This window comes from Entomobacter blattae (genome assembly GCF_014672835.1).
Lineage (GTDB): Bacteria > Pseudomonadota > Alphaproteobacteria > Acetobacterales > Acetobacteraceae > Entomobacter > Entomobacter blattae.
The window spans coordinates 886,786-910,694 of sequence record NZ_CP060244.1; the positions used below are offsets into that span (position 1 = coordinate 886,786).

At 47.3% G+C, this 23,909-nt stretch carries 17 protein-coding genes and 6 pseudogenes; 12 read left to right on the forward strand and 11 right to left on the reverse strand.

Annotated elements, in window-relative coordinates; genetic code table 11:
• Positions 1-55 precede the first annotated feature (55 nt).
• The 3 genes from JGUZn3_RS04005 to JGUZn3_RS04015 form a co-directional block, all read right to left on the reverse strand.
• Complete coding sequence (locus JGUZn3_RS04005; RefSeq protein ID WP_238996932.1) at positions 56-901, reverse strand: lysophospholipid acyltransferase family protein; 846 nt, start codon at positions 899-901, stop codon at positions 56-58.
• A gap of 92 nt (positions 902-993) precedes the next feature.
• Entirely contained in the window at positions 994-2,028 is a 1,035-nt protein-coding gene (lpxK, locus tag JGUZn3_RS04010; RefSeq protein WP_203414422.1) for a tetraacyldisaccharide 4'-kinase, read from the reverse strand.
• Between the two features lie 127 nt (positions 2,029-2,155).
• Positions 2,156-3,535 carry a 3-deoxy-D-manno-octulosonic acid transferase gene (locus JGUZn3_RS04015; protein ID WP_203414423.1) on the reverse strand — a complete coding sequence of 460 codons (1,380 nt, stop codon included), beginning with the start codon at positions 3,533-3,535 and terminating at the stop codon, positions 2,156-2,158.
• Between the two features lie 52 nt (positions 3,536-3,587).
• On the opposite strand from JGUZn3_RS04015, the pseudogene JGUZn3_RS12815 reads away from it, so the two are divergent.
• Together JGUZn3_RS12815 and JGUZn3_RS04025 are read left to right on the forward strand one after the other, a co-directional pair.
• Positions 3,588-3,897, forward strand: a pseudogene (locus tag JGUZn3_RS12815) (phosphoketolase family protein); the annotation flags it as partial.
• Positions 3,898-4,234: 337 nt separating this feature from the next.
• Positions 4,235-5,728, forward strand: coding sequence for a carbohydrate porin (locus JGUZn3_RS04025; RefSeq protein WP_203414424.1), 1,494 nt, complete (start codon positions 4,235-4,237; stop codon positions 5,726-5,728).
• Between the two features lie 15 nt (positions 5,729-5,743).
• Here the strand turns inward: JGUZn3_RS04025 and JGUZn3_RS04030 are convergent.
• Positions 5,744-5,968, reverse strand: a pseudogene (locus JGUZn3_RS04030) (hypothetical protein); the annotation flags it as partial.
• Positions 5,969-6,208: 240 nt separating this feature from the next.
• Between JGUZn3_RS04030 and JGUZn3_RS04035 the strand changes: the two are divergent.
• On the forward strand, positions 6,209-6,907 hold the full coding sequence (locus JGUZn3_RS04035; RefSeq protein WP_203414425.1) for a pirin family protein: 699 nt from the start codon (positions 6,209-6,211) through the stop codon (positions 6,905-6,907).
• A gap of 883 nt (positions 6,908-7,790) precedes the next feature.
• Here JGUZn3_RS04035 and JGUZn3_RS12725 read toward each other — a convergent pair.
• The 3 genes and pseudogenes from JGUZn3_RS12725 to pdxH all read right to left on the reverse strand — a co-directional run.
• A pseudogene (locus JGUZn3_RS12725) lies at positions 7,791-7,910 on the reverse strand (hypothetical protein); the annotation flags it as partial.
• Between the two features lie 80 nt (positions 7,911-7,990).
• Complete coding sequence (locus JGUZn3_RS04045; protein WP_203414426.1) at positions 7,991-8,869, reverse strand: universal stress protein; 879 nt, start codon at positions 8,867-8,869, stop codon at positions 7,991-7,993.
• Positions 8,870-8,913: 44 nt separating this feature from the next.
• Positions 8,914-9,516: a pyridoxamine 5'-phosphate oxidase gene (pdxH, locus tag JGUZn3_RS04050; RefSeq protein WP_203414427.1), complete on the reverse strand. Its 603-nt coding sequence runs from the start codon at positions 9,514-9,516 to the stop codon at positions 8,914-8,916.
• A 624-nt stretch (positions 9,517-10,140) separates the two neighbouring features.
• On the opposite strand from pdxH, the gene JGUZn3_RS04055 reads away from it, so the two are divergent.
• Positions 10,141-10,986, forward strand: coding sequence for an enoyl-ACP reductase FabI (locus tag JGUZn3_RS04055; RefSeq protein ID WP_203414428.1), 846 nt, complete (start codon positions 10,141-10,143; stop codon positions 10,984-10,986).
• 155 nt (positions 10,987-11,141) lie between these two features.
• The gene (gene aroC, locus JGUZn3_RS04060; protein WP_203414429.1) at positions 11,142-12,224 is read left to right on the forward strand and encodes a chorismate synthase; all 1,083 of its coding nucleotides are present in this window, start codon (positions 11,142-11,144) and stop codon (positions 12,222-12,224) included.
• Positions 12,225-12,368: 144 nt separating this feature from the next.
• Here aroC and JGUZn3_RS12820 read toward each other — a convergent pair.
• Positions 12,369-12,518: pseudogene (locus JGUZn3_RS12820) on the reverse strand (DUF3164 family protein); the annotation flags it as partial.
• A gap of 171 nt (positions 12,519-12,689) precedes the next feature.
• Between JGUZn3_RS12820 and JGUZn3_RS04070 the strand changes: the two are divergent.
• The gene (locus JGUZn3_RS04070; protein ID WP_408871764.1) at positions 12,690-12,944 is read left to right on the forward strand and encodes a chorismate synthase; all 255 of its coding nucleotides are present in this window, start codon (positions 12,690-12,692) and stop codon (positions 12,942-12,944) included.
• Here JGUZn3_RS04070 and JGUZn3_RS04075 read toward each other — a convergent pair.
• The 3 genes from JGUZn3_RS04075 to JGUZn3_RS04085 form a co-directional block, all read right to left on the reverse strand.
• Positions 12,932-13,777, reverse strand: coding sequence for a glycosyltransferase family 32 protein (locus JGUZn3_RS04075; RefSeq protein ID WP_203414431.1), 846 nt, complete (start codon positions 13,775-13,777; stop codon positions 12,932-12,934). The genes JGUZn3_RS04070 and JGUZn3_RS04075 overlap by 13 nt on opposite strands.
• Before the next feature lie 327 nt (positions 13,778-14,104).
• Positions 14,105-15,187, reverse strand: a complete 1,083-nt coding sequence (locus JGUZn3_RS04080) for an oxidoreductase (RefSeq protein WP_203414432.1) — start codon at positions 15,185-15,187, stop codon at positions 14,105-14,107.
• A gap of 465 nt (positions 15,188-15,652) precedes the next feature.
• Positions 15,653-16,078: an OsmC family protein gene (locus JGUZn3_RS04085; RefSeq protein ID WP_203414433.1), complete on the reverse strand. Its 426-nt coding sequence runs from the start codon at positions 16,076-16,078 to the stop codon at positions 15,653-15,655.
• 752 nt (positions 16,079-16,830) lie between these two features.
• Here JGUZn3_RS04085 and rpsH point away from each other — a divergent pair.
• The 6 genes and pseudogenes from rpsH to JGUZn3_RS04115 all read left to right on the forward strand — a co-directional run.
• Positions 16,831-17,112, forward strand: a pseudogene (gene rpsH, locus JGUZn3_RS04090) (30S ribosomal protein S8); the annotation flags it as partial.
• Between the two features lie 274 nt (positions 17,113-17,386).
• Entirely contained in the window at positions 17,387-18,304 is a 918-nt protein-coding gene (locus JGUZn3_RS04095) for a DnaJ C-terminal domain-containing protein (RefSeq protein WP_203414435.1), read from the forward strand.
• Between the two features lie 56 nt (positions 18,305-18,360).
• Positions 18,361-18,681, forward strand: coding sequence for a chaperone modulator CbpM (locus JGUZn3_RS04100; protein ID WP_203414436.1), 321 nt, complete (start codon positions 18,361-18,363; stop codon positions 18,679-18,681).
• A gap of 899 nt (positions 18,682-19,580) precedes the next feature.
• Positions 19,581-19,833, forward strand: a pseudogene (locus JGUZn3_RS04105) (hypothetical protein); the annotation flags it as partial.
• Positions 19,834-20,932: 1,099 nt separating this feature from the next.
• On the forward strand, positions 20,933-22,177 hold the full coding sequence (locus JGUZn3_RS04110; protein WP_203414437.1) for a TolC family protein: 1,245 nt from the start codon (positions 20,933-20,935) through the stop codon (positions 22,175-22,177).
• 456 nt (positions 22,178-22,633) lie between these two features.
• A complete protein-coding gene (locus tag JGUZn3_RS04115) occupies positions 22,634-23,905 on the forward strand; it encodes an efflux RND transporter periplasmic adaptor subunit (protein ID WP_203414438.1) in 1,272 nt (423 codons plus the stop codon).
• Positions 23,906-23,909: the final 4 nt, after the last annotated feature.

Consider the following 23,909-nt stretch of genomic DNA (forward strand, 5'->3'; position numbering starts at 1 on the left):
AATAAAATATTAATCAATATGTTGCATATTCGCAATAATATGCGTGGGTATCCGTTTAAGCCAATGGCCATCTTTTATGAAGCCATAGCCAGTTTTGAGGAGCCTTTCTAATCCAGACTTCCAACAAATCATTGATCGTTTGGGTCAGCTGGTGCTCATCTTCAGGGGTATCGCCTGTCGGTTGAAAGGAAAGGGGGGGGGCGACCACAATCCGTAATCGTGCAGGGCCTAGACGTTCCACATACCCAGGGATAAGCGGGCAGCCAAACCGTAATGCCATAGCCGCAGCAGCAGAGGCTGTCATGGCTGGATGGTTAAAGAAGGTGGCCTGGATTCCATCATTCATTTTTTGGTCCATCAGCATGCCAAGTCTTCCCCCTCGTGCAAGGTGGAGTAATGCTTTACGGGCCCCAGTAGCGCCCTTGGCAAAAAGGGGAATGGTGGTTTTAAGGGCTTTGAGCCGATAGCTTTTAATGAGCTCGTCAACAAGGGGGTTATTGGCAGCACGATAGAAGGATGAAAAGGCTAGGCCATAGTGAGCAACAGCGGGTGGCAGCATTTCCCAGTTACCGATATGGCCTGAGATGAAGATCACAGCTCCCCCTTTTTTGGCCTGCTCTATTAAGGTTTGCTCTCCCGTCACTTCCCAGCCTGGCCCGTAAGGCGTGTTTTGCCTGAGAGCAGAAAGATGCGGAAACTCCCCAAAATTTCTGCCCAAATTTTCCCACATGCCTTTAATAATGCTTTGCCTTTGTTGTTTAAGGCTTACTGGATAGGCCAACTTAAGATTGGTATCGGCAATTTTGGAAAGGGGAAGGTAAGGGCCTAGGCTGCGAAACAGCCACCCACCCCAGTTTGAAGCTTTAATAGGCCCTAGCCTGTAAAAAAATTGCAGAATCATTTTAAGGGCCCAGTATTCGGCATAATAACGTTTTGGGTATTTTGTTTTAAGGAACGTAAACATGGGCAAATCTTTCAGAGTAAGGTAAGATTTCAGGGAAGGTAAGAATTAAGGAATTTTTTAATAATGAGGGTAGGCGCCTCTGGGTTTTCCCACTCCAGGGAGAGAGAGAGGATAAACAGGTTTTTTCTGAAAGAGGGGGGGATTTTCATACAGTCTTTTTCTGTTGTAACCAAAATAGCATTATTTTTTTCGGCAAGCTTGTATAATTGTCTGATGGTTTTTTCGGGAAAGGGAAAATGATCTGGAAAACTTTGGGTGATGACCTTGGCAGGCTTTGCTGTGCGAATCATGGCGAAAAACTGCTCAGGTTCACCAATCCCGCTAAAGGCTACAACCGTACGGTTGTAGAGTTTGGCAAGGGCAGGGTCTGCCTTGCGTTTGGCCTGCCAATATTCCAAGGAGGGTGGCAAATGGCGTAAAAGCTCTTGGTGGGGGGGGCCTATAAAAATAACCCCGGCGGCCCGTGCCATTCCCGCAGAGACAGGCTCTCTTAAGGGGCCAGCAGGCAAAAGGTAGCCATTGCCAAACCCTCTTTGGCTGTTAATAATGAGCAGCCCCATCGTGGGGGTAAGGGTTGTGTTTTGGAAGCCGTCATCCATTACCAGGCAATCCGCTCCGGCCTTTTGGGCTAGCCAAGCTGTTTCCAGGCGGTTGGCTCCCATCCAGCACGGGGCATATTGGGCCAGTAGCAGAGCTTCATCTCCAACCAGATCAGCCCCGTGGGAGGCAAGATCAACTCGGGTGGCAGCCTTGAGCTTCCCCCCATACCCACGGCAGAGGATATGGACATTTTTCCCCGCTTTTTGGAGTTCTTGCACCAAGGCAATGGTAACCGGGGTCTTACCGCTCCCACCGACCGTAAGGTTACCACAGCATAGCACGGGGATAGGAAAGGGGGACTTGTTTCTTCCCTTGAGCCGATGGGCACTGAGGATACGGGTTATAAGGGTAAAGGGCGCAAGAATTTTGGGCCAACCAGGGGTAAAAGCCTTGGGGGGAGAGGGCTTGAGGGAAGGGGAATTGTACCAAAAGGCGGGCGGGTGGAGATGATGAAATGGAAACATGATGCAAGAACGATCAGGCCGCTATTGAAGGAATAGGCAAATAAGGAGAGTATTTTAAAGAATAACAAAGAATAAGAAGAATAAAGAGTGTTTTGAAAGAATAATCGGTGGGGTCGGTGATGCAGGCTTAGAGCGATGAAAGCGAAGAGAGGATACGCGAAGAGAGTTCTTCCAAGGCTTTTCCCTGAAGGGAGGTTGCGTAATGGAAGGCAGAAAGGGATCGTTTTTCTCTTAGGACGGGGTTATTCAGCATGGTTAAAACCCACGATGCCAAGGTTTCATCATTATAGACAATGGTGATATCCTCCTGCAATTCTTTAATAATTTCCGCAAAATTCTTCATTTCGGGGCCGCAGGCCAGGGCAGAATGCAGTCTGATGGGTTCTAATGGATTATGCCCTCCTCCTTTTGGAGCCATGCAGGGCAGGCTATTGCCTAAAAAAACAATCTCTGAAAGACGGTAAAATACCCCCATATCTCCCAACGTATCTCCTATCCAGAAGGGGTCTGAAGGGGTGGGGAGAGCGTTTTTGGAGTATTGGGGGGCCTGATCAGCTAAGGCTGCTATGGCCTCACCCCGATGAGGATGGCGGGGAATAATAAGGCAGAGAAGGGCAGGAAAAAATTGCAGGAGACGACGGTGAGCTGCTATAATAACCTCTTCTTCCCCTTCATGGGTTGAAGAGGCAATCCAGAGTTGGCGCCCATGAAGATGGCGGCGAATGCTTTCAAGAACATCCTCATTATAGGGTAAGGGTGGGGCTGCTTCTTTAAGGTCTCCAATCAGGTCTATGGGCCCACCCAGCTGCTGGAACCGGTGGCCATCTTCCTTCGAGCGGGCAGCGATCCAGGCAAAGTTTTGCAGAATGGGGGTAATCAGGAAAGGCAGCTTTCGCCAGCGACGAAAACTGCGCTCCGAAAGGCGACCATTTAGGAGAATAAGGGGAATAGAGTGGTTCTGGCAACCTGCTATCAGGTTAGGCCAGAGTTCGCTCTCGGTTAAAAGGGCAAGCTGGGGCTGCCAATGGGCTAGAAAGCGTTCTATCCATTGGGGAACATCCAAAGGGATAAACTGATGGATGAGGCAAGTCTTTAAGGGGGAAGTCGCTATGCGCTTTCTGAGCAGGTTGGCCGCCGTGAGAGTGCCCGTGGTGAGGAGGAAATAGAGCTCAGGCCTTTGGTTATTGAGAGATTCCAGCAAGGGGAGCAAGGAGAGCATTTCTCCTACACTGGCTGCATGAAACCATAGTAACGTGCCCCTCGGGCGGGAAAGGGTTGTTCGTCCAAAGCGTTCATTTAGGCGGGTGGGGTCTTCTTTTTTTTGGGAACAGCGATAATACAGATAACCTTTAAGGGGCAGTGCAAGCCATGCGGTGGCCTGGTTCCATAACTTCCACAAAGGCGTTGGAGGGTTGGCAGTTTTAGACGACGGCATGGGGCGATCCTGATGGGGGTAATCCTGGCGAAGCTTATCGGGGTGAAAAGGTGAGTTTACGGCAAAGATCATGAATATTCAAAGCTTCCCTTCATGATCACAGCCAACGGCCTACAAACTTTATGTTATAGAGGATGAGGAAGCGTTATTGAAGTTTTTCAAACAGTTCTTTTTTCCTGTCTCTTTTCCTGGTGGTATTCCAAGCCATGCTGCTGCTAGCACACCGGGTTCTATCCATGAAGGGGGAGGGTTGGGTTATCCTCTTTCTCATGCTTATGGCTCATGCTGATGGTGCAGTTGATAACCCAGAGCTAATCTGCACCTGTGTTATCGGGTATGAGTGTTATTGGGAGCCAGTGTTATCTGGGGCCTATATTATCGGGGTTATCGGAGATGGTGACGCTGAAACCAGACCCTTGGCTACAGCTTGGCATATCTGAAGGGAGCCTTACCTTTTGGAAACCTTTTTGGAGAACCATCAATATGGTGGTGTAGAGAAGGCAGGAGGAGAAGAGTTCGGAGATTTCGACATAAAGGGCGTATAAAGGAAAGTATAGTTAAGGAAAAATAAAGAAAATTTAAAGAATGAATAGACTTTGTCGAGTATACAATATTTTTTAAACACGGTAGTTTTTAAACACAGTAGTTAAGAAAGAACCCTTGGGTATTTTTTGTCCTTAACCGCCATTGTGATGGGGCAAGTGGTGACGAAGAAGGAAAGAGTGGGTTTGGGTGTGATGGCCAGTATTAAAAGGGTATTGTGATCGGGGAATGGAAAAGAAAAAAACCAGGGTTTTTTCTATCAAACACGGCCAGTCTCCCGCTGTTAAAAGGTGGACCCCAAAGTGCTTTTATCCCTTGTTTTCCTGTGTTGGGGGGCTTTGCGGGGTTGGCTTGGTGGCTACGGTGTTTTTGTGCGTATCTTTTAAAGCAGTTTTTGCCGCAAACCCTAACTCTATTGATGATGATGTCGATGGTCAAGTTCTGGGAGAACGGTGGGATATCCGTAAGCTTCTGGAGTCGTATGGTGTAACCTTTGGGTTGTTTGATGTTAACGAAGTCTGGGGAAATGTTTCGGGGGGCAAACATACTGGTGCGGCTTACGATGGTATTACCCAAGGATCTTTGACAGTGGATACGGGAAAGCTCTTGGGGATAGAGAACGGCACTTTTAATATAAGTGGTATCCTGATCCGGGGGAGGAGTATCAGCCAGGACCAGCTCTATGTTCTTAATCCCACTAGTGGGTTTGAAGCCGATCGCTCTTTACGGTTATGGGAAATGTGGTACCAACACACCTTCCCAGATGAAAAGGTTGATATTCGATTGGGGCAAATGGGTATTGATACTGAATTCAATACCACATCGACATTTAACTATTTTCTAAATTCCTCTTTTGGCTGGCCTTTGGCGCCTTCCGTAAACATGTATGCGGGTGGGCCTTCCTGGCCGTTGGCTTCGCTTGGGGTAAGGCTTCATTACGCTCTCGATGATACATGGTCTTTCTTAAGTGCTGTGGTGGATGATAACCCCCCAGGTGGCCCCTTTTATGACCCCAAAGACCCTACCGTGCAAAACTACACCTCTTCTGGGGCAGCATTTCACCTTGGTACAGGCGCGCTCATTATTGAAGAACTCCAATATCAGCTTAACCCACAGCCAGATGATTTACAGCATGCTTTGACAGACCCGGGTCTTCCCTCGATTTTTAAACTGGGTGGTTATTATGATACAGCCCATTTTTTTGATCAGCGCTATGATAGCCAGCGTCATCTCCTTGCCCTTACCGGGGGGGAACCCTTTCGCCATAAGGGGAACTGGCAGGTTTATGCCTTGTTTGATGCCATGGTCTGGCGGCCAGATTGGACAAAGCCGGAAAGCCTGTCTCTTTCAGGGCGCCTAACAGGCAATGGGGGAGACCGTAATATTGTTAATCTGGCTGCTGATGCGGCCTTGCTATGGCAGGGGGCCTTACCCGGTCGGGAGCAGGACGAATTTGGGGTTGGGGGTGGGCTTGGGCGGATCAGTAATCGTGTCCGTGCCTATGATCGTGACGTACGTCATTTTTTAAATCCCCTTTATCCCATACGCTCAACAGAATATCATCTGGAGGTTATGTATAACATCCAGGTTGCTGCGTGGATGAATGTAACGCCGGATTTCCAATATGTATGGTCCCCTGGAGGAGGAAGCTTTGAGGTCCAAAAAAAGAAGATGGTGCGCAATGAGGCTATTTTCGGCCTTCATTGTCTCGTATCTTATTAAATATCAGGGTAGCGCTCACTCTAGGGGGATATTCTTGCCAAAGTGGTATAGGGAGGGCGGTACAGGGCAGTGTGGCGTGCTGGTCTTATATCCTTTAGTGGGCTTATTACCCCATGGGGTAACAGGATGACGACCACCCGAGGTCCGATCCTCACCACCATGAGGGTGATCAACAGGGTTCATAACAACGCCACGATTATGAGGTCGGCGCCCTTGCCAACATGTCCGATCAGCCTTACCAAAGCAAGGAAGGGAGAAATGCTAAAAAAGGCTCTACATTCAAGCCTGTTAGGAGTAAATTTAGGAAAAGAATAGTACAATAGAGATTATTTATGAAAAAATAACTTTCTATTTTTTCTATTTCTTTAATATGAAGATGAGCTTATCTTTAAGGCCAAGAGAGAATATATATATGAATATGGATATTCTGGCTTAGACAAGCAGAATAAAATTTGATGATTATGCCGAAAGGGTAAAACAATGTTAGAATTAAGACCCTATAAAAGTTTAGGTGGTGGAAACCACGGTTGGCTGGATACACGCCATCATTTTTCATTTGCTGATTATTATGACCCTCAACGGATGCATTGGGGTGCTCTGAGAGTATGGAATGATGATGACATTGCTCCTGGTACGGGCTTTCCACCCCATCCCCATGCGGATATGGAAATTATTACCTACGTTCGGGAAGGGGCGATCACCCACCAAGATAGCATGGGCAATAAAGGCCGCACGGAAGCGGGTGATGTTCAGGTCATGAGTGCTGGCACGGGCCTGCGCCATTCAGAATATAACCTTGAGAAGGGGACTACGAAAATATTCCAGATCTGGATTATTCCGACCCAACGTGGGGGCGAACCCCAGTGGGGGGCACGGCCTTTCCCCAAAGGGGAGCGTTCTGGGCAGTTTGTAACCCTTGCGAGCGGCTTTCCAGAAGATAAGGAGGCCTTAAAGATTAGAACAGATGGTAGGCTTCAATGCGCAACCCTGGAAAAAGGAAAGACCCTGGAGCACAAGATTGATCCCCATCGCCATATCTATATTGTTCCTGCCAAGGGTTCTATTGAAGTGAATGGTATTACGGTGAATGCTTACGATGGTTTGGCCGTGATGGATGAAAGCAAGTTAGACATCAAGGCTTTGGAAGATTCCGAGATTGTTATGACCGATACCGCCTGAGCATGCTTTTCTTACTGCAGGTCGTGGTATAGTGGTAGGCAGTGATTATAGTGAAAGGGGACATGACGCTTTACGACTGCTCCTCATGCTCCCCCTTCATGTCCTCTACCTATACCGATGATAATATTTTACAATATGATCACCAAAAATCCTCCTTATCATGACTGAGAAGGGGGATTTTTGTTCGTAATGCTTCAATCTTGGAGGGGCCTATGGGGAGTAGCCTCTTGCTGGGAATCTCAATGGCCCGAAGTGAGTGCCCCTTTGGTAAGTGCCCCAGATAAATGGCTCCCAGGTAAGTGGTTTCCAGATGAGTGGCTCGTAGATAAGTGGATCCAGATGAATGATTCCAAACGGCCCGCTCTGTTATACCCCGGATGAGTGGCCCAGAGAGTAATCTAGAGTGCGATCTGGGGAGCAATTCAGGGAGCGATCCAGAAGAGGGCCCATTTAGGAGCGCCAAAAGAGGGGGAAGCTTACCAAAGCGGGAAGTTTCCCCAGGGAAACAACGAGTAGCAGGTTCATCAAAGATGGAAGAAACGACCTCTCCTCGAACAGAACGCGTTATATCTGTGACTTCTTCTGGGCGCTCATCAATCAATAGCATATCGGCCTTAAAGGCATCGCAAGCTGAAAGCAGGCTAGCCCCCACATTGTTACGGATAACGCCAAATTCTTGTACGCTGGCTTCTATGCCATGAAAGGCCAAATAATCTTTGACTTCAGTAGCATGCGGGCCACGGCGTTGATATTCTTCAGAATACAAGATTTGCACGGCTTCAGCCTTGTAGGCCCATGGTAAAAAACTCTGTAAGGCCGAGGCCGACTCCGGTGAACCATTCCAACCAATACAAACCCGGCTCCCCAAAGCGGGCGGTAGGGTGCTGGGGGCAATATTTTGTAACAGTACGGTTTTACCCGTACGGGGAGGAGCCACAATTAAGGCACGCTGACCTTTTCCGATAGGGATCACCAAGTCTATCACTCGGGAGGTTATGTCTTTAGTTGAATAAGCATGCGGAAGGCATAGGAGGAAATAAGCTTTCTCCAAAAAGGGGCTTAATAACGCTCGTTCTCTGAAGTTTAACGTCCCATGAAAAGGGCAAGTTTGGCATGCTCTAACACGTGGCGGGTGACGCCCCCCAAAATAAGCTGGCGTAAACGGGAGTGGGAGTATGCCCCTATACAGAGCATATCGGCCTTAAAGGCATCGCAAGCTGAAAGCAGGCTAGCCCCCACATTGTTACGGATAACGCCAAATTCTTGTACGCTGGCTTCTATGCCATGAAAGGCCAAATAATCTTTGACTTCAGTAGCATGCGGGCCACGGCGCTGATATTCTTCAGAATACAAGATTTGCACGGCTTCAGCCTTGTAGGCCCATGGTAAAAAACTTTGTAAGGCCGAGGCCGACTCCGGTGAACCATTCCAACCAATACAAACCCGGCTCCCCAAAGCGGGCGGTAGGGTGCTGGGGGCAATAATAACGGGTTTTCCACTATCGAATAAAACGGAGTGGAGCGCTTCGGAAGAAGAGATTTCATCGCCAGCATTCGGGTGGGGTACCACGATAACGTCCGAAACCCGGGCCTGAAAGGCAATCACTTCGTTCTCATTTCCTGTTAGGGCCGAAAAACTGGCGGAAACGGTTCCAGGCTTTCTCTCTCTAGGGGAAGGGCTGGTCAGGGTAATGTTATGTTTGGCCATACAGGTATCAAAGGTAGTACGCGCTTTTTGCAGGCGCTCACTGTTTTCAGCCTCAGCAGAAGAGATCATCTCCTCAACCATGGCTCCTGAAATGCCCTCACCAGCTAGGGGGGCAATGTCTCTGCTATCGGGGCGCACATGTAGGATAGAAAGGTGGGCGCCAAAGGTTTGGGCAAAATGTAGCCCTGCCTCAATGGCCGATGATCCGTTAGGAGACCCCTGAAGAGGAACAAGAATTTTTTGAATAATGTTCATTGTAAGCCTTTCTGAAAAGCGGGAGGAGAGGGGTTCAGAGAAAATTATGGGTAAAGCCTAGTGACACTCCATGTTCCCTGGCTGGAAAGGGTCCAAACAGCACGGTCGTGCAAGCGGTAGGGACGATCCTGCCAGAATTCTATATGATTTGGGATTACTCTATACCCGGACCAGTTATCGGGTCGAGGGATTATATCACCAGGGTAGTGTTTTTCCAGCTCTTGAACCTTTTGTTCTAGTATGGCCCGGTCTGCCAGCGGGTGGGATTGTTCAGAGGCCAGTGCTCCAATACGCGAAATTCGGCTACGGGTTGCAAAATAGGCATCTGCCTCTTCGGCAGAAACGGGAACCACCTTTCCCTCAATTCTGATCTGGCGATGAAGGCTCTTCCAGTAAAACAAAAGGGCAGCGTAAGGGTTTTCTGCCAATTCCTGGCCTTTTCGGCTGAGCGTATTGGTATAAAAAACAAACCCTCTTTGGTCAAAACCCTTTAAGAGTAAAGTCCGTACAGAAGGTCGACCGCGGCTATCTGCTGTGGCCACCGACATGGCGTTGGGGTCGTTGGGTTCGTAGGTTTCGGCTTCTTTGAGCCAGCGGGAGAAGAGGTCAAACGGGTTGGCGTTCATATCAATCAGTGGGGTAGACATTCCAGGTTCTTTCCGTCATTAAAAGCATTTTATAAGCAAATTTTATAAACAATAAGAAAAATAGGTATCATGATAATGGGTATAGGCCTGTGAGGGCCATTTTAATCAGGTTTGTAAAATTTTGATAATAATTTTGATCCAGTCATGAGATAAGAACTTTTAGAGGGTTAGTCAGTCTGTTCAATGCGTCAAGCTTGTCAATTCATGAAGTTTGTTAGAGTGTGGGGTCTATTAGGGTTTATCATAAAACATGAGGGTCTTAATCTTAAAATAGGGGCTTTTTGCCGTAACGGGGCATGATCTATAACAATAAAAATGAGAAAGAGTTCATAACAAAGGCCTTAAATGGGGGTGGCGCGCTCAAGGGGACAAGCTTAGGCAAAATTGTCTCTTTTCACAAAAAAGCGTATGAGGGGCTGTTTCTTTATACTTCTTTACACTCGCATAGCGGGTTTTTTTTTGCTAAATTCCCGAACGTTCATAACGCAAGGGGTATCTGCTGGATTTTTAAGGGCGGTTGCTGTTTCGTTAAGGGAAGTTGGCCACAGGGCTGCCAGAAGAGACCAGAATGGAGACAGGCAGCTTCGTTGGAAAACGTTAACAAAATAATTGAGGGGTTGCAATATGTCAGATGGAGGTTCATCCGTCCCTGTAAGGGGCAATCTTATGCAGGGCAAGCGTGGCCTTGTCATGGGTGTTGCCAATGATCGTTCAATTGGCTGGGCCATCGCACAAGCTTGTGCCCAGCAAGGGGCCGAGCTGGCTTTTACCTATCAGGGTGAGGCTTTGGAAAAGCGGGTGCGCCCTTTGGCAGAAAGTGTGAACAGCTCCGTTGTTATTTCCTGCGATGTTGCCAGTGATGATGATATAGAGAGGGCTTTTGGGGAGCTTGAGCACTCAGTAGGCAAGATTGATTTTCTGGTTCACGCCATTGGTTGGGCAGATAAACAGTATTTACGCGGGCGTTATATTGACACTCCGCGGGAGGCCTTTTTGGAGGCCCTGAACATTTCCTGCTATTCTTTTGTTGGTGTTGCCAAACGGGCTGCCAGCATGATGAACCCGGGCGGCTCTATTTTAACCTTAACCTATTTGGGCTCAGAGCGTGTTATGCCCCATTACAATGTTATGGGGGTAGCCAAGGCAGCTCTTGAGGCCTCGGTACGTTATATGGCGGTCGATCTTGGGGGAGAGAATATCCGTGTGAATGCCCTTTCTGCAGGGCCTGTTAAAACGCTGGCAGCCAGCGGAATTGGGGATTTTCGCTATATTTTAAAGTGGAACCAGCTTAACTCCCCCTTGGGGCGCAATGTTAGCCTTGACGATGTGGGGGGAGCTGGGCTTTACCTGCTCTCTAGCCTTTCGGGTGGTGTTACCGGAGAGGTTCATCATGTGGATAATGGCTACCATCTGGTGGGGATGAAAAACCCTGCTGCCCCAGATATTGCCTTAGTCCTTAATGAAGACTAGATTTTCTTTTGTTGTCCTAGTGTTGTCCTGGTGTTGCTCTAGGCAATGGGGAGAAACTTTATAAGGAAGAACAAGGCAAGCCCCTTTTTAAAAACGGGTTTTCTGGCTGAAGTGGGCCTGTGTAAAAGTGGGTCTGTGTAAAGGAAGGGGGCAGTATGTCGTTTAACAGTTTTGGCCATATGTTTCGCGTTACGACATGGGGTGAAAGTCATGGGCCAGCCATTGGATGCGTGGTAGATGGCTGCCCTTCGCGTATTCCTTTATCTGAGGCGGATATCCAGCCCTTTCTTGATCGACGCAGGCCTGGGCAATCGCGTTTTACCACTCAGCGCCAGGAGGCCGACCAGGTTAAGATCCTGTCTGGAGTGTTTGAAGGCCAGACAACAGGCACACCTATTGCCTTAATGATTGAAAATACAGACCAGCGCTCCCGCGATTATGGTGATATTGCAGCGCGTTATCGTCCTGGCCATGCGGATTTTACCTATGATCAGAAATATGGGATTAGGGATTATCGGGGTGGTGGGCGCTCTTCTGCCCGAGAGACGGCCATGCGGGTGGCGGCTGGTGCTGTAGCCCTTAAGGTGCTTGCAACCCTTTTGGGCCCTGCGGTAAGGATAACGGGCGCATTGGTGAAAATGGGGCAATACAGCGTGGACTATGCCCGTTGGGATGATGCTGAAATTCAGAATAACCCGTTTTTTTGTCCTGATGCAGGCGTGGTTTCGCTATGGGAGGAGTATCTTACCAGCTTACGAAAGGCGGGCTCTTCGATTGGGGGAGTGGTTGAAGTGCGTGCCGAAGGGATACCGCCTGGGTTAGGAGCCCCTGTTTACGGAAAACTGGATGCAGATTTGGCTGCCGCCTTAATGGGGATTAATGCGGTTAAGGGGGTAGAGATTGGCGAGGGGTTTGCTGCAGCAAATCTCAGGGGGGAAGACAATGCCGACCCCATTCGTCAAGAGGGGGGAGAGGTGCGTTTTCTCAGCAACCATGCCGGTGGAATTTTGGGGGGGATCTCTACCGGTCAGCCCATCATTGCCCGCTTTGCCGTAAAGCCCACTAGCTCCATTCTTGTCCCCGTACCGTCCATTTCATCGACGGGAGATAATGTTGAGGTGATCACCAAAGGCCGGCATGACCCGTGTGTAGGCATAAGGGCTGTACCAGTGGGTGAGGCTATGATGGCCTGTGTGCTGGCCGATCATTTGTTACGCCATCGTGGCCAACAGGGATAATGGTCAGGGATATGGTTTTGCCAGGGACATGGTTTTGTGGGGGCAGCAAAATGGTGCGCTGTTTTTGCTGAGTGTATTTCTTTGGGTAATCTTTTAATGTTAACGCCCTCTTTCACCCAGGTCAGATTTTACTTACGTCAACCATCAAGCCATGAAAGATTTGGCTGGAAGAGCCCTTGGTTTGGTTTTTCTCTCCTTCTGCACAAAATGGGCATCTGAGTCAGTTTTTTTATGGAAACGCACATAGGATTTTGAACTTTCCATCCGGATCGCATCAGCAATGGCTTCCATGGCCTTGAGCCATTTGGGTCAGGTGTCTCTTCTTTTGTATGCTTGTGTGTGGTGAGGAAAATGTGCCTCCCTTTAACAGGGCCATTAAGGAACGGGTTTGGGTGTGAAAGCTTTTGGGCCCTGCGGTAAGGATAACGGGCGCATTGGTGAAAATGGGGCAGTACGGTGTGGATTATGCCCGTTGGGATGATGCTGAAATTCAGAATAACCCGTTTTTTTGTCCTGATACAGGTGTGGTTTCGCTATGGGAGGAGTCTCTATGCCACTTTACGAAAGGCGGGTTCTTCGATTGGGGGAGTGGTTGAAGTGCGTGCCGAAGGGATACCGCTTGGGTTAGGGGTCCCTGTTTACGGAAAACTGGATGCAGATCTGGCCTTTAAAGGCCAGATTTTGGGAGACAAGAAAGGGGTTATTGGTTACACAGAGTGAGGGTTGGTGAATAGTCTCCAATTTCCTTCGGCAGTTTGTTTATAGGCAAATTCCTCGTGATGATAGCTATAGCGGGCGGTATTCTCATGGCTTAGAAGAAGCGGAATATGCCCCTTGGGGGTGGGGGTGATCAAGCTTGGGTTAAGGGCTACTTGGCGCATTGCCGCACGTGTGGTTGCCCCGGGGCCGGTGAGTTCCCACACATTGCTAAAAGAGGCGGGATTTTCTATAATATGTTCGATATTTGCAGCTGTGCGGTTTAAAAGTGCATGAATAAGCGAGTTTTTGGGGGTGGTGACAATAAAGCCGTTGTTAACACACCAGGGTTTTCCTACGGCATAATGAAAAAAACATTCGAAAGAGCGTTTGGCCATAAGAGTGGTTAAGGGCGCAACGCAAGTATTATCGATATCAATATAAATGCCACCAAAAATATAAAGGTAACATAGTCGCCAGAAATCGGCCTTCATAGTGACATGAAGGCAGTGGTCATACAAGGTGGCATAATGGGGGCCAAAATGGGCTTGGATAAAGGTGCGCGCGCCTGCGTCATTTTCAATCAGATGGTCGTATCCAGGATTGTGGGCTTTCATCGACTCTATTGCTGTATCAATATAATCTGGGCGGTGGGGGTTATGCCAGTATTGAACAATTTTTTTAGGGATATCAGGCGGAAGCTCCCCGCCCGGCAAGGTCGCTTCTATGTCAGCAATCTGAAGAGCGGGGATAAAGTTCTTTTCAATTCCATATTGTAACAGCTTAAAGCCAGACATGTTATTTCCGTTACGGGTGTCTGTCATAAGTTGGGTAAAATGGGGGTCTGTTTCTGTCATAGGAAGGATTTTTTGGTTTCATTGGTGAGAGAGTTTTTTATAAAAGTAGGTCTAGACACATTCTGTGTATAGTTTTCAACATAACCAGTTTTTCGTTATTCAGGTTCATTTCCTTAATTGGATTGCTGCCGGGCAATTTCATACGGGTTAGAATTTAAGGCTTGATACACTCTCCATTACAATTGGAGCGATGGTTACAGTACTCTTTAACATTTAACATTTCCTACCACAAAAAGTTGGTGAAATACAGAATTGGTGAAAGTATAATAAATTGGCGAAAATATGATAAGGGCCTGTTATGTCGGTTTTCTCTATTTTACCCTGCTTTTACTTCAGCAAGGGGTGCCAGGTCTTTTGCTCATCTGGTGTATAGGAAGGTGTAACAGCCTTGCCGTTCTGGGCGGAAAGAAGCCCTGCTTCTAAAAGGACCATGAGAGAAGAGGCCTGATCAGCACTCACCACAGGAGAGGTGGTTGTGTTGATGGCTGCTGCAATATTGGCATAATAGGCTTGATAGTGCCCAGGTAAGGGGGTAAGGCGTTGGGGCGTTTTCTCCTCTTTGCTGAAATACAGCATGGGGTCGGGATCTACGCCCCAAAGGGGATCAGAAAGGGGCGTTTTTTCAAGAAGCATGGTTTCCTGTCTGTCGCCAAACTGTTTGAACAAGGCGCCCTTACTTCCTCGCAGGAGCATGCGGCAAGCTGGGTCGGCGGCGAGCATGCTGGCTTCTAAAATGGCTATACGGTTAGGATAGGTGAGGAGAGCGTTAAACCAGTCTGTTGTCGATGCTGAGGGGCGTTGGGTTTGTAAAGTGACAAAAATGGACTGGGGTAAGCCAAACAAGCATAAGGTCTGATCCAGCAGATGGGGTGCTAAATCATACCACAGCCCGCCCCCTGGGGTAGGATGTTCGCGCCATCGGTCACGAACTTGGGGGCGAAAACGGCTCATTTCGGAGCGAAACTCAACAATGGTTCCCAGATCAATATCCTTCACGGCTTGGGAGAGGGTGAGAAAGTCACTATCCCATCGACGATTCTGAAAAACAGAGAGGATAAGCTCCTTTTCCTTGGCAAGGGCGGTGAGTTTTCTTGCTTCTGCCCCTGTAAGGGTAAAGGGTTTATCGACAACAACATGCTTGCCACTTTCTAATGCTTTCTGGCAAAGGGCAGCATGGGTATTATTGGGTGTTGCTATGACGACTAGATCGATTTCGGGATTTTGGTAGATATCCTCTTCACGGGAAGTGGTTTTGACGCCCATGGAAGAAAAGAGGTCTGATAGGGTTTGGCTTTTGCTGGAAAGGATAAGGTCAAGCGAAAGAGCCTTGGTGGATAAAAGAAGAGGGGCATGAAATGTGCTGCCGGCATATCCGTAACCCATCAGAGCAGTACGAACAGGAAAAGGCATGAAAGAAAAACCTTTGTGAAGAAAAAACCCTTGTAACGGCGCTGAAATGGCAAGACGTCATCAGCGAAAATTTAAGGATATTTTACAAAGCTGAAAGCGCATAATGATGAAAGTTGTAAAGAATATCTGATATTGCACTTCCGTACAAACAAGAAATGTATAACGAAAAGGCTGCCAAGGCTAACCACGCAAGGCAGACATGAAGGCACAATCTAGCAATCGTTAAGCATTCCCAAAGGTTGGAACTGCATAGGCCCCAGCTTCAGCTTAGCAAAGAAAATACAAGCCATAAGATAAGGTATCTTCACTTTTTTATGGCCTGTATTTTTTATGGCTTGTCAATTTATGGTCTGTAAAATAGGGTCTGCCAAATGCCCATTCGTGATTTAATGTGTTGAGTCAATTTTAGCGTGTTTAATCTTTAAACGTATTTAATCACTAGCTTTCTTCATTTTCTGAGTGCGTCTACCCTTGTAGAGTGGCAGAAAGGGTAATTTTGGCGTTAAAAAGTTTAGAGACGGGGCAGTTTTCTTTGGCAGTTTCAGCCAGTTTCTTAAACTCGGCTTCTTGTAAGCCTGGCACTTTGCCGATGAGGGTCAGATGAATAGCTGTAATGGTAAATCCGTTACTGTCCTTTTCTAAGGTTACTTCTGCTTTGGTGTCTAGGGTGTCTGCCGTATAGCCGGCCTCTTGCAAAAACAAGGAAAAGGCCATGGTGAAGCAGCCAGCATGAGCAGCTCCTATCAGTTCTTCAGGGTTTGTCCCTGGACCTTCTTCAAAACGGGCCTTAAACCCATAAGGAGCATTGGAAAGTGCACCACTTTGGGTGGAAATGGTGCCTTTTCCGTCTTTAAGGTTGCCATGCCATTGGGCAGAAGCTGTTTTTTTCATATCAAATTCCTTTCATTATGCCCCTCCCCGTGGGGAAGGAAACGATAAAATAGGCTCATCACGTTAGAGTATCTGATGAGCTCCGCTCTATTGAAAAAAAGGTTTCCTTATTGGAAGATGATGATCGTGCCCTTTCCTGTAAAGGGTGTAAAGCCTAAGAGAATTTTGCTAATAATTTGCTAATAATATGAGGATTGATTTTGGGAAAAAGGAGTGGTCTGGGGCAAAAGGTTATGAGGTGAAAAAGGTCATGAGGTGAAGCTGAAAATTCTTCTAAGGAAATTTACTGAGCGCCCCTATTAAGTTCCCCCTTATGGTTGCAGCCACTTTGGATATGGCAAGGGAGAAGGAATCTCTTTTAAGGGCAGGGAGACGAACCTTTTTCCTGAATTTTCGCTGATTTATTGTTGAGTTAAGTTTGTTGTTTAGTCAATGGGTTTTAGCATGAGATTTTTCACGCCAATATGTAGAAACGCCAGTGTGAAGAAAAAACTTAAGCACCCAGTCTTAAGAGCCCAGTCTATTTTGTTTTCATGTTTTATTTTCCAAAGCGGATGGGAATTTTAAGAAGACAGGTAAAGATGAACACTTCTCAAAGTTCTTTTAATTTTCATCCCAAAGTTAATTTTCATTTCAAAACATGGGCTCTTATTAAACGATAGAGCGTAAATGGTATTAAATGATAGAGAGATTTGGCATCATCTGGCCAAATTCCAGACTTGGTAAAGTCAAGCTGGTAAGGGTATTATATCATGGTACTTTCCGATCCATTGGGGGATATGATGACTCGTATCCGAAATGCACAGCGTGCTCGGCATACTGTGTGTGTTGCGCCTTCTTCAAAATTGCGTGCAAATGTTCTTGAAGCCCTTCGTCGTGAAGGTTATATTCGTGGCTATACTGTCGAGGAAATAAGAGCAGGGATTTCTCAGCTTCGTATTGAGTTGAAGTATAATGAAGGAGAGCCTGCGATTAAGGAACTCCAACGCGTTTCTAAACCAGGGCGTAGGGTTTATTCCAAGATTAAAGAGCTATAGAGATTTAAGAGGAAGATCAGGCTAAAGGGGTGTGCCGCTTCAGAGGAATGGCGCTTGCCAGCAGGTTTTGTATTTTTTATGATAATGCGATATCGTCAATGCCAACGCCTCGTTTGGAGAAGGGCCAAGTTTTCCTTCCAAAGGGTTAAATGGCAGGCAAAAACAAAAGCGTGGTAGAATGGGGGAAACATCTTGCAGCAGGTGCACTTTTTTTGGCGAGCTGGTCTGCCCGATTTAAAAATGCTTTTTGGCATGAGGGAATTTTTCTGAAATGAGCCAGGATCCTTATAAAATACTCGGAGTGGAGAAAACAGCCAGCGAGGCTGAGATCCGCAAGGCCTATCGGGCCCTGGCCAAGAAATATCATCCAGACCTTAACCCCGATAATAAGGAAATGGAAGAGAAGTTTAAGGCCATTGGGGAAGCCCATGCCCTTCTTTCCGATAAAGAGAAAAGGGCCCGCTATGACAGGGGTGAGATTGATGCCTCTGGCCAGGAAACGCCTTTCGGGCGGGGGTATGGTGGGGGATCGTATCGGGATTTTGCCGAAGGCGCGCAAGGGTTTCGCTATAGCCATGGTGGGGGGCCAGAAGAAGCTTTCTCCCATGCCTATTCAGAGGCAGATCTGGGCGATATTTTCAAAGATCTTTTCTCTCAAGGGGGTGGGCGCAGGCAAAGGCGGGGCCCAGCTAAGGGAAGTGATGCGTCTTATGCGTTGAGTATCCCTCTTTTGGATGCCATTAATGGTGGAACATCGCGTATTACCTTGCCCAATGGTTCAACCCTGGATGTTAAGATCCCTCCTGGCATTCAAGAGGGGCAGGTGCTTCGTTTGCGGGGCAAGGGCGCGCCAGGTTTTCAAGGAGGCGAAGATGGAGACGCCCTGATTACCATTTCGATTAAGCCTGATGCCGTTTACACCCGAGAGGGGAATGATGTGCGCATGACACAGGATATTGATTTAAAAACTGCCGTTTTGGGGGGCAGCATTTCCGTAAGAACGCCCTCTGGCGAGGTTAACCTTACTGTTCCGCCCCATTCTGATTCGGGCAAAGTGTTGCGGCTGCGTGGGCGTGGGGTTAAGGCCCATGGTGGGCAGGAAGATGGCAACCTTTATGTGGTTCTTCAAGTTGTCATTGGTAAGACTAATCCACAGCTTGAAGATTTTTTAAAAAACTGGTCACCTTGAACCCTGCCAAAAGAGACATATTGATTGAGTGAGTCAAAAGGATATGGGGGTGTAAATTGATTACAATTGAAGCATTATGTGGGCGTGTTTCTGGCCTTAACCCATCAGAGATTGAACGTTGGGTAGACAATCACTGGGTGCGTCCAGATGGGGTTTCGGGCCATTATATGTTTTGCGAAATTGATGAAGCCCGGGTGCGCCTTATTCGTGATTTACGCGACGATATGGGGGTTCATGAAGAGCATATTTCCCTTATCCTTTCCCTGGTTGACCAGCTCTATTCAGCCCGCCGGCAGATTAACTATCTCCGCAGGGCCATAACAACCGATGACTTGCCTGAGCTGAAATCGATGTTGCGGGGTCTCCTCGAAAAATAGCACTGTTCTCACTCTTTTATCTCAAAAGCCATTTCAATATTTTAAGCTTGTCGATGTAAGGGGCTTCTGTCATGTGCGTGTAGCCAGGTTGCGGGCGGCCAGGAGAAGCCATAACCAGGAGAAGGTATAATAAACATGCTGAGAAAAAGAGGGAAGAAGAGACAGTTATAGGACGGTTTTAAGACGTTTAAATTTTTGTTTCAAATTTTGGTATTACAGTGCTGGTTAAAAACCCCCAATTTTTAGCTTTTTACCATGAGAGCAGTTGACGCTTTCAACGACCACCCTTTCTCGGATGAAACGTGACGCGCTCTTGATTAGGAAGGATGGTTAGATACCGGAGATTTGGGCCTATAGGCTTGATGGCCAAAGGATTGTTATAAGGTCGTGCGAAAGACCAGAGTATCATCAGTGATCGTAATGTTTAATGACCGTAATATTTTGGGTCGTGTAATATCTGGCCCCGTAATATTTGGTCCCAGGATCTGGAATGGGCCGCTTATGGCGTGTAAATTTTATGTTTGAGGGTTTGCATAAAGAAGCCATTTTGAGGACCCATCAAGGGTAGGAGAAAAAGGCTTAGATGTAACCTTCTGTCATTTCATGCTGTAAATAAGGAACCAGATTTTTTTAATATAATAGCAATAGAAGAGAAAGCTACGACGACAGCTTGGCTGGGGCAACTTTGTTAATTGCTCCGCCGGTACCATCTCATCTTTTATATCAGCCGATTCAATAATATATTTTGTTACTTTATCCTCCAATAACGGCTTACGTAAAGATTCAGTCACATGACGATTCTGCCTGGAAATTCTGCCTGGGGATTTTGGCGGAAGAAATCAAAGACTTGTTTTACGGGGCAGGGAGGAAGGAGGTCTTCTTTTGCTGAAGGGGAGGCTGTTATGCTCAACCGTGCGCCTCCATTGTATTGGGTGGGCATTCAGGCTTTTAAGCTCATTTTTGGTAGAAGGCAAAGCCATTCAGCGTCATCCATTGGTTTGTACGGCCTTTAATGCCGATTTTGATGGCGACCAAATTGGTGGGGGATGTTCCCTTAAGCCTTGAAGTTCAGGCTTGAGGCCTCGTGTGTTGATGATGTTGACGAACAATATTCTCAGCTCTGCCAATGGGAAGCTGATTATTGTGCCGTCCTAAGGTAGTGTGTTGGGGTTTTATGATCTTAGCCTTGCGACCCCTGGTTTCTCTCAGCTCTGTTGTGCGACCTGTTTAATGTCGAAAATAGCAGGTAAAACAGTTGGGGCACTTACGAGCCCTTACTGGTCATAAAGACCGGTGAAAGTTTTAAGCGGGTTCTCTTCCCGCTTATTTCCAATGCGTGGTCGTGAAGCACAATTTGATGGGTTTTTCCTTCTCTCCCTCCGAAAGCTGTTTGTTAAAAAACAGTTTTTAGAAATATTTTTGGCTAGAGCGAATAGATGGCCATGGCTAGCTGGTAAAGGTAAAGGCTAAAGGGGTGTGGGGGTTGGCAGATTTTGCTACGATTGGTGAGAGAGAATATGCCCTTAATAGGGATGTGATGAAACTGAAAATAGGGATGTCATGAAACTGCATGACAAGATCTGCACCTGTTATGAAGCAATTGACGTTGAGGGAAGGAGTGTTCGTCGGACCGTGGTCACCCCGTCAGGGAGAGATATATAAGAGAGAGAAAGAGAGATATTGGGAGAGAGAAAAGGAGGAAGGGCATCTTCTCCAAAAGGGTGTAAAAACGGCAATGCTGCTATGCGGGGAAAGCTTTCCTAACAGACTTATAAGATGAGGGCTGTTAGATGAAAGTGTTAGACGAAAGAAAGAGCAGAAAGTAAGAGCCCTCAAGAGTGAAATTGCTCCCCTCTGGTTTCCATCATAGGGGAGAAGCCTTGTTACGGTTGTTCATTCTGTCAAACTTCCATTCAAGCAGGATGTGGGTTTTCCTAAGTTGAGCGGCCGTCCCTTTGGATTCCATCAGGTAGGAAGTCCTTTCATGGTTGTTAATCCTGCTAAATCTCTATTAAAACAGGGTATGGGTTTTACCCTTTGGCCTTACCTAAGGGGAGTTACTCTGAGCGGCTTGTCGGCTATTTTGGCTGTTAACTTGCCACTAACCATCGCAGAGAAATGGCCGCCACGCAGCGTGCTGCACGTTTTCATGAGGACGGTTATATTTTGTCACAAAAAATAGGCTATAGTATAGAAGCTATTCTATGGTAAGTGAGAAGAGGAAAATAGCTGTACTATTTATGTATTAATTATGTTTTTTTTATTGAATAAGCCGTATCTTTACTGTATCGGGATGATCCTCTCCGTTGTTGTTTTTAATAGTACGGCTTATGCTATTACTTTACAGGAAGCCATTGCCAAAGCGTGGCAGGTCGACCCTGCTCGTAAGGCCTTTACTACCGATAAGGAGGCCGAATATAATAAGGCCGATGCCGCTCATTCCTGGTTTCCCGGTGGCCCAACCCTCAATGGGCAGTATTTTGATGACCACGCCATAGGCAGCAACCAGGGCTATACCACCTATCAATTTGGGGTTTCTGTACCTGTTTGGTTGCCAGGCCAGCGGGATGCTACTATTCAGGAAGCCCTTTCCAACAATAAAGTTGCGATAGAAAACCTCGCCGTTGAAAAAATGCTGATTGGCATACGGGTTTTAGATGCAGCAACAGAAGCCTCACTCTACAAAAACCAGGTTATGATTCTTGAGCAGGAAAAAGAGGCCCTGCTTCATATCAGAAAACTTTCTGACAGTCTTTACACCCATGGGGAAATTGCCTCAACAGATTTAGATGCCATTATTGCCTGGTTGGAAGATGTTGAACGAGAGCTGGCCACAGCCCAGGAGCAATATATTAATTTTCGGGCTATGGTGCAGCAGCTTACCCTTCAAGATGAAGTCCCCGATATTCTGATGATTGATGGTCAGGGTCTTTTACGGCAGAACGTAAAGGATTTAAACCTTATTGTTGAACATGACCCGCGCATGAAGCTTGCCCAGGCGGTTCTTTCTTCTGCTGAAGCTACCCATGAACGGGCAAAGTCGTCCTTTATGCCAGCGCCTCAAGTGGGGGTTATGGGGATTCACGAAAAACAGTATGGTAGCCCGTGGAACTCGCGTATTGGGTTTGAGGTTAGTGTCCCCCTTCCGAGCGAGGCTCGCAATGTGCCCATGCAGATGGATGCAGTAAAGAAAATTGCCAGCGCCGAACAGCTGGTGGTTTCCAGCAAGCGTGCTATTTATGCAGAGTATATCAAATTACGGGCGCGTTTTTGGGCCTCTCTTAAAGTCGTCCGCCATACGACTGAAAAATATAACGCTCTTGAGAACCGGTTAAACAGTATGGCCAAGGCGTGGTCTGTGGGGGAGGTCGCCAGTATTGAATTTGTTCGTGCTCGCCACCAAGCCTTGTTGGCACGAAGGGAAAAAATTGCTGCTGATATTATGTGGCGAAGTGCCCTTTTGCGCATTTTAATTACCGGCAGGCGGTATCCATGAGCCCGTTGAGAGAAAGATACCAGGCAGAAACAGCAGGGAAACCCCTATGAAAGAAGCCTTCTGCCAAACCCTTCAGGGAGAAAGATTTCCAAAAAACATGGGACAACATTTCCGTAGTATTATGAGAAAAAAACTTCAGGAAAACCCTTTTGGAAACGCATTTTCAGGACTCCTCCAAAAAAAATCTCCAGAAAAAAATTTCCCAGAAAATCCAGAAAATAAAGCCCCAGAAAATAAAGCCCCAGAAAATAAAGCCCCAGAAAATGAACCGTCAAAAAATAAACCTTCAGGAAATAAACTTTATGGAAAGGATCACACGGGATATGACCATGCGGGATATGACTATGCCCAGCCCCGAGGCCTGCATTTTAAATCCACTGACTCGAGTTCTATTGACTCGAATTCTATGAGGCGATCTTTGTGGAAATGGGGATGAGAGCAATAGGGATGAGAGCAATGGGTCTGTGGAAAAAGGGTGGTTGTCAAACATCACTCACCTTCTTTCGTCGGGTGGTTCTGGGCGAGGGTATTGGGCCAATGCTTGTTTTGTCTTTGGTTTGTGTAGGCATCAATCCAGCATGGGGGGTGGCCGCCAAAAAGGCTGTTGGGCAAAAGGGCGTAACCCCTAGCACCAGTAAACCCAGAGTTGGGCCTCAATCGGCTAATCTTGGTTTTCTTAGCGTAACCCCTGAAATATTCCGCACGATGGGGATTAAAACGGCCAAGGTACGAAACGGTAAAATCAGCAGCTTTATTGTTAGCCCGGCCTATGTTGAGGCCGATGATCGGAGTTTGGTTAAAATCCGCCCGGTTGGGAATGGGCGCGTGGTTAAGGTTTATACGTATCCCGGTCAGGTTGTGGTGCCTGGCACGCCTTTACTGGATTATGAAAACTATACCTTAACCGATGTGATCAATCAGGTTGATGCGGCCAAGGCAGTGGTCGAGGAAGCTCAGGCCCAGAAAACGGAAGCGGCCTATGCTGCCCAAAGGGGGAACTTGTTGCAAGGGGGGGCTTTGCCAAGGGGAGAGGTGCAGAGAAGGCAGACTGTTTTGCAGCATATGTCTGGTCTGGTTAGGGAAAAGCAGGCTCTTTTGCATAATATGCGCATGCGATTGAGCCAGTTTAGCAATAATAGCGAAACTATTTTTGATGGCCACTATTCCCGCGTTATGTCACCGGTTTCAGGAATGGTGAAAACCATTAATATCTCGATGGGCGATATGATCGGTTCAAGCAGTCTGCCCGTGGTAGAAATTGTCAATACCTCTACGGTTTGGGTGGTTTCTCAGGTTTCAAGCCATAATCTCGATCAGGTTAAAATTGGCAATCCGCAAAGCACGATCATTGCTGAACATACGCCTTCCTTGCCCATTTCTTCTACAGTTACAACCATAGATAGTAGTGTTGATCCTATTACACGCCAATTTCTGGTGCGGAGTGAGGTGAAAAATACGGGTAAGCTCCGGGCTGGCATGTTTGTAAGAACACGGATTTACAACACACCTCAACCTGGGCTTGTCATCCCCAAGGAGGCCCTTCAGAGGATTGATGACCATTTTGTGGTTTTTGTAAAAGTTGGCCCCCATCGTTTTGCTTGCCGTATTGTTGTAACCGGGCCTTCCTCTGATCAGGATATCCTGATTAAGAAGGGATTGAAGGAAGGTGATGAGATTGTAACAAGTGGCAGCTTTGACTTAAAATCTCAGCTCGCTATGAGGCAGTAGGAGA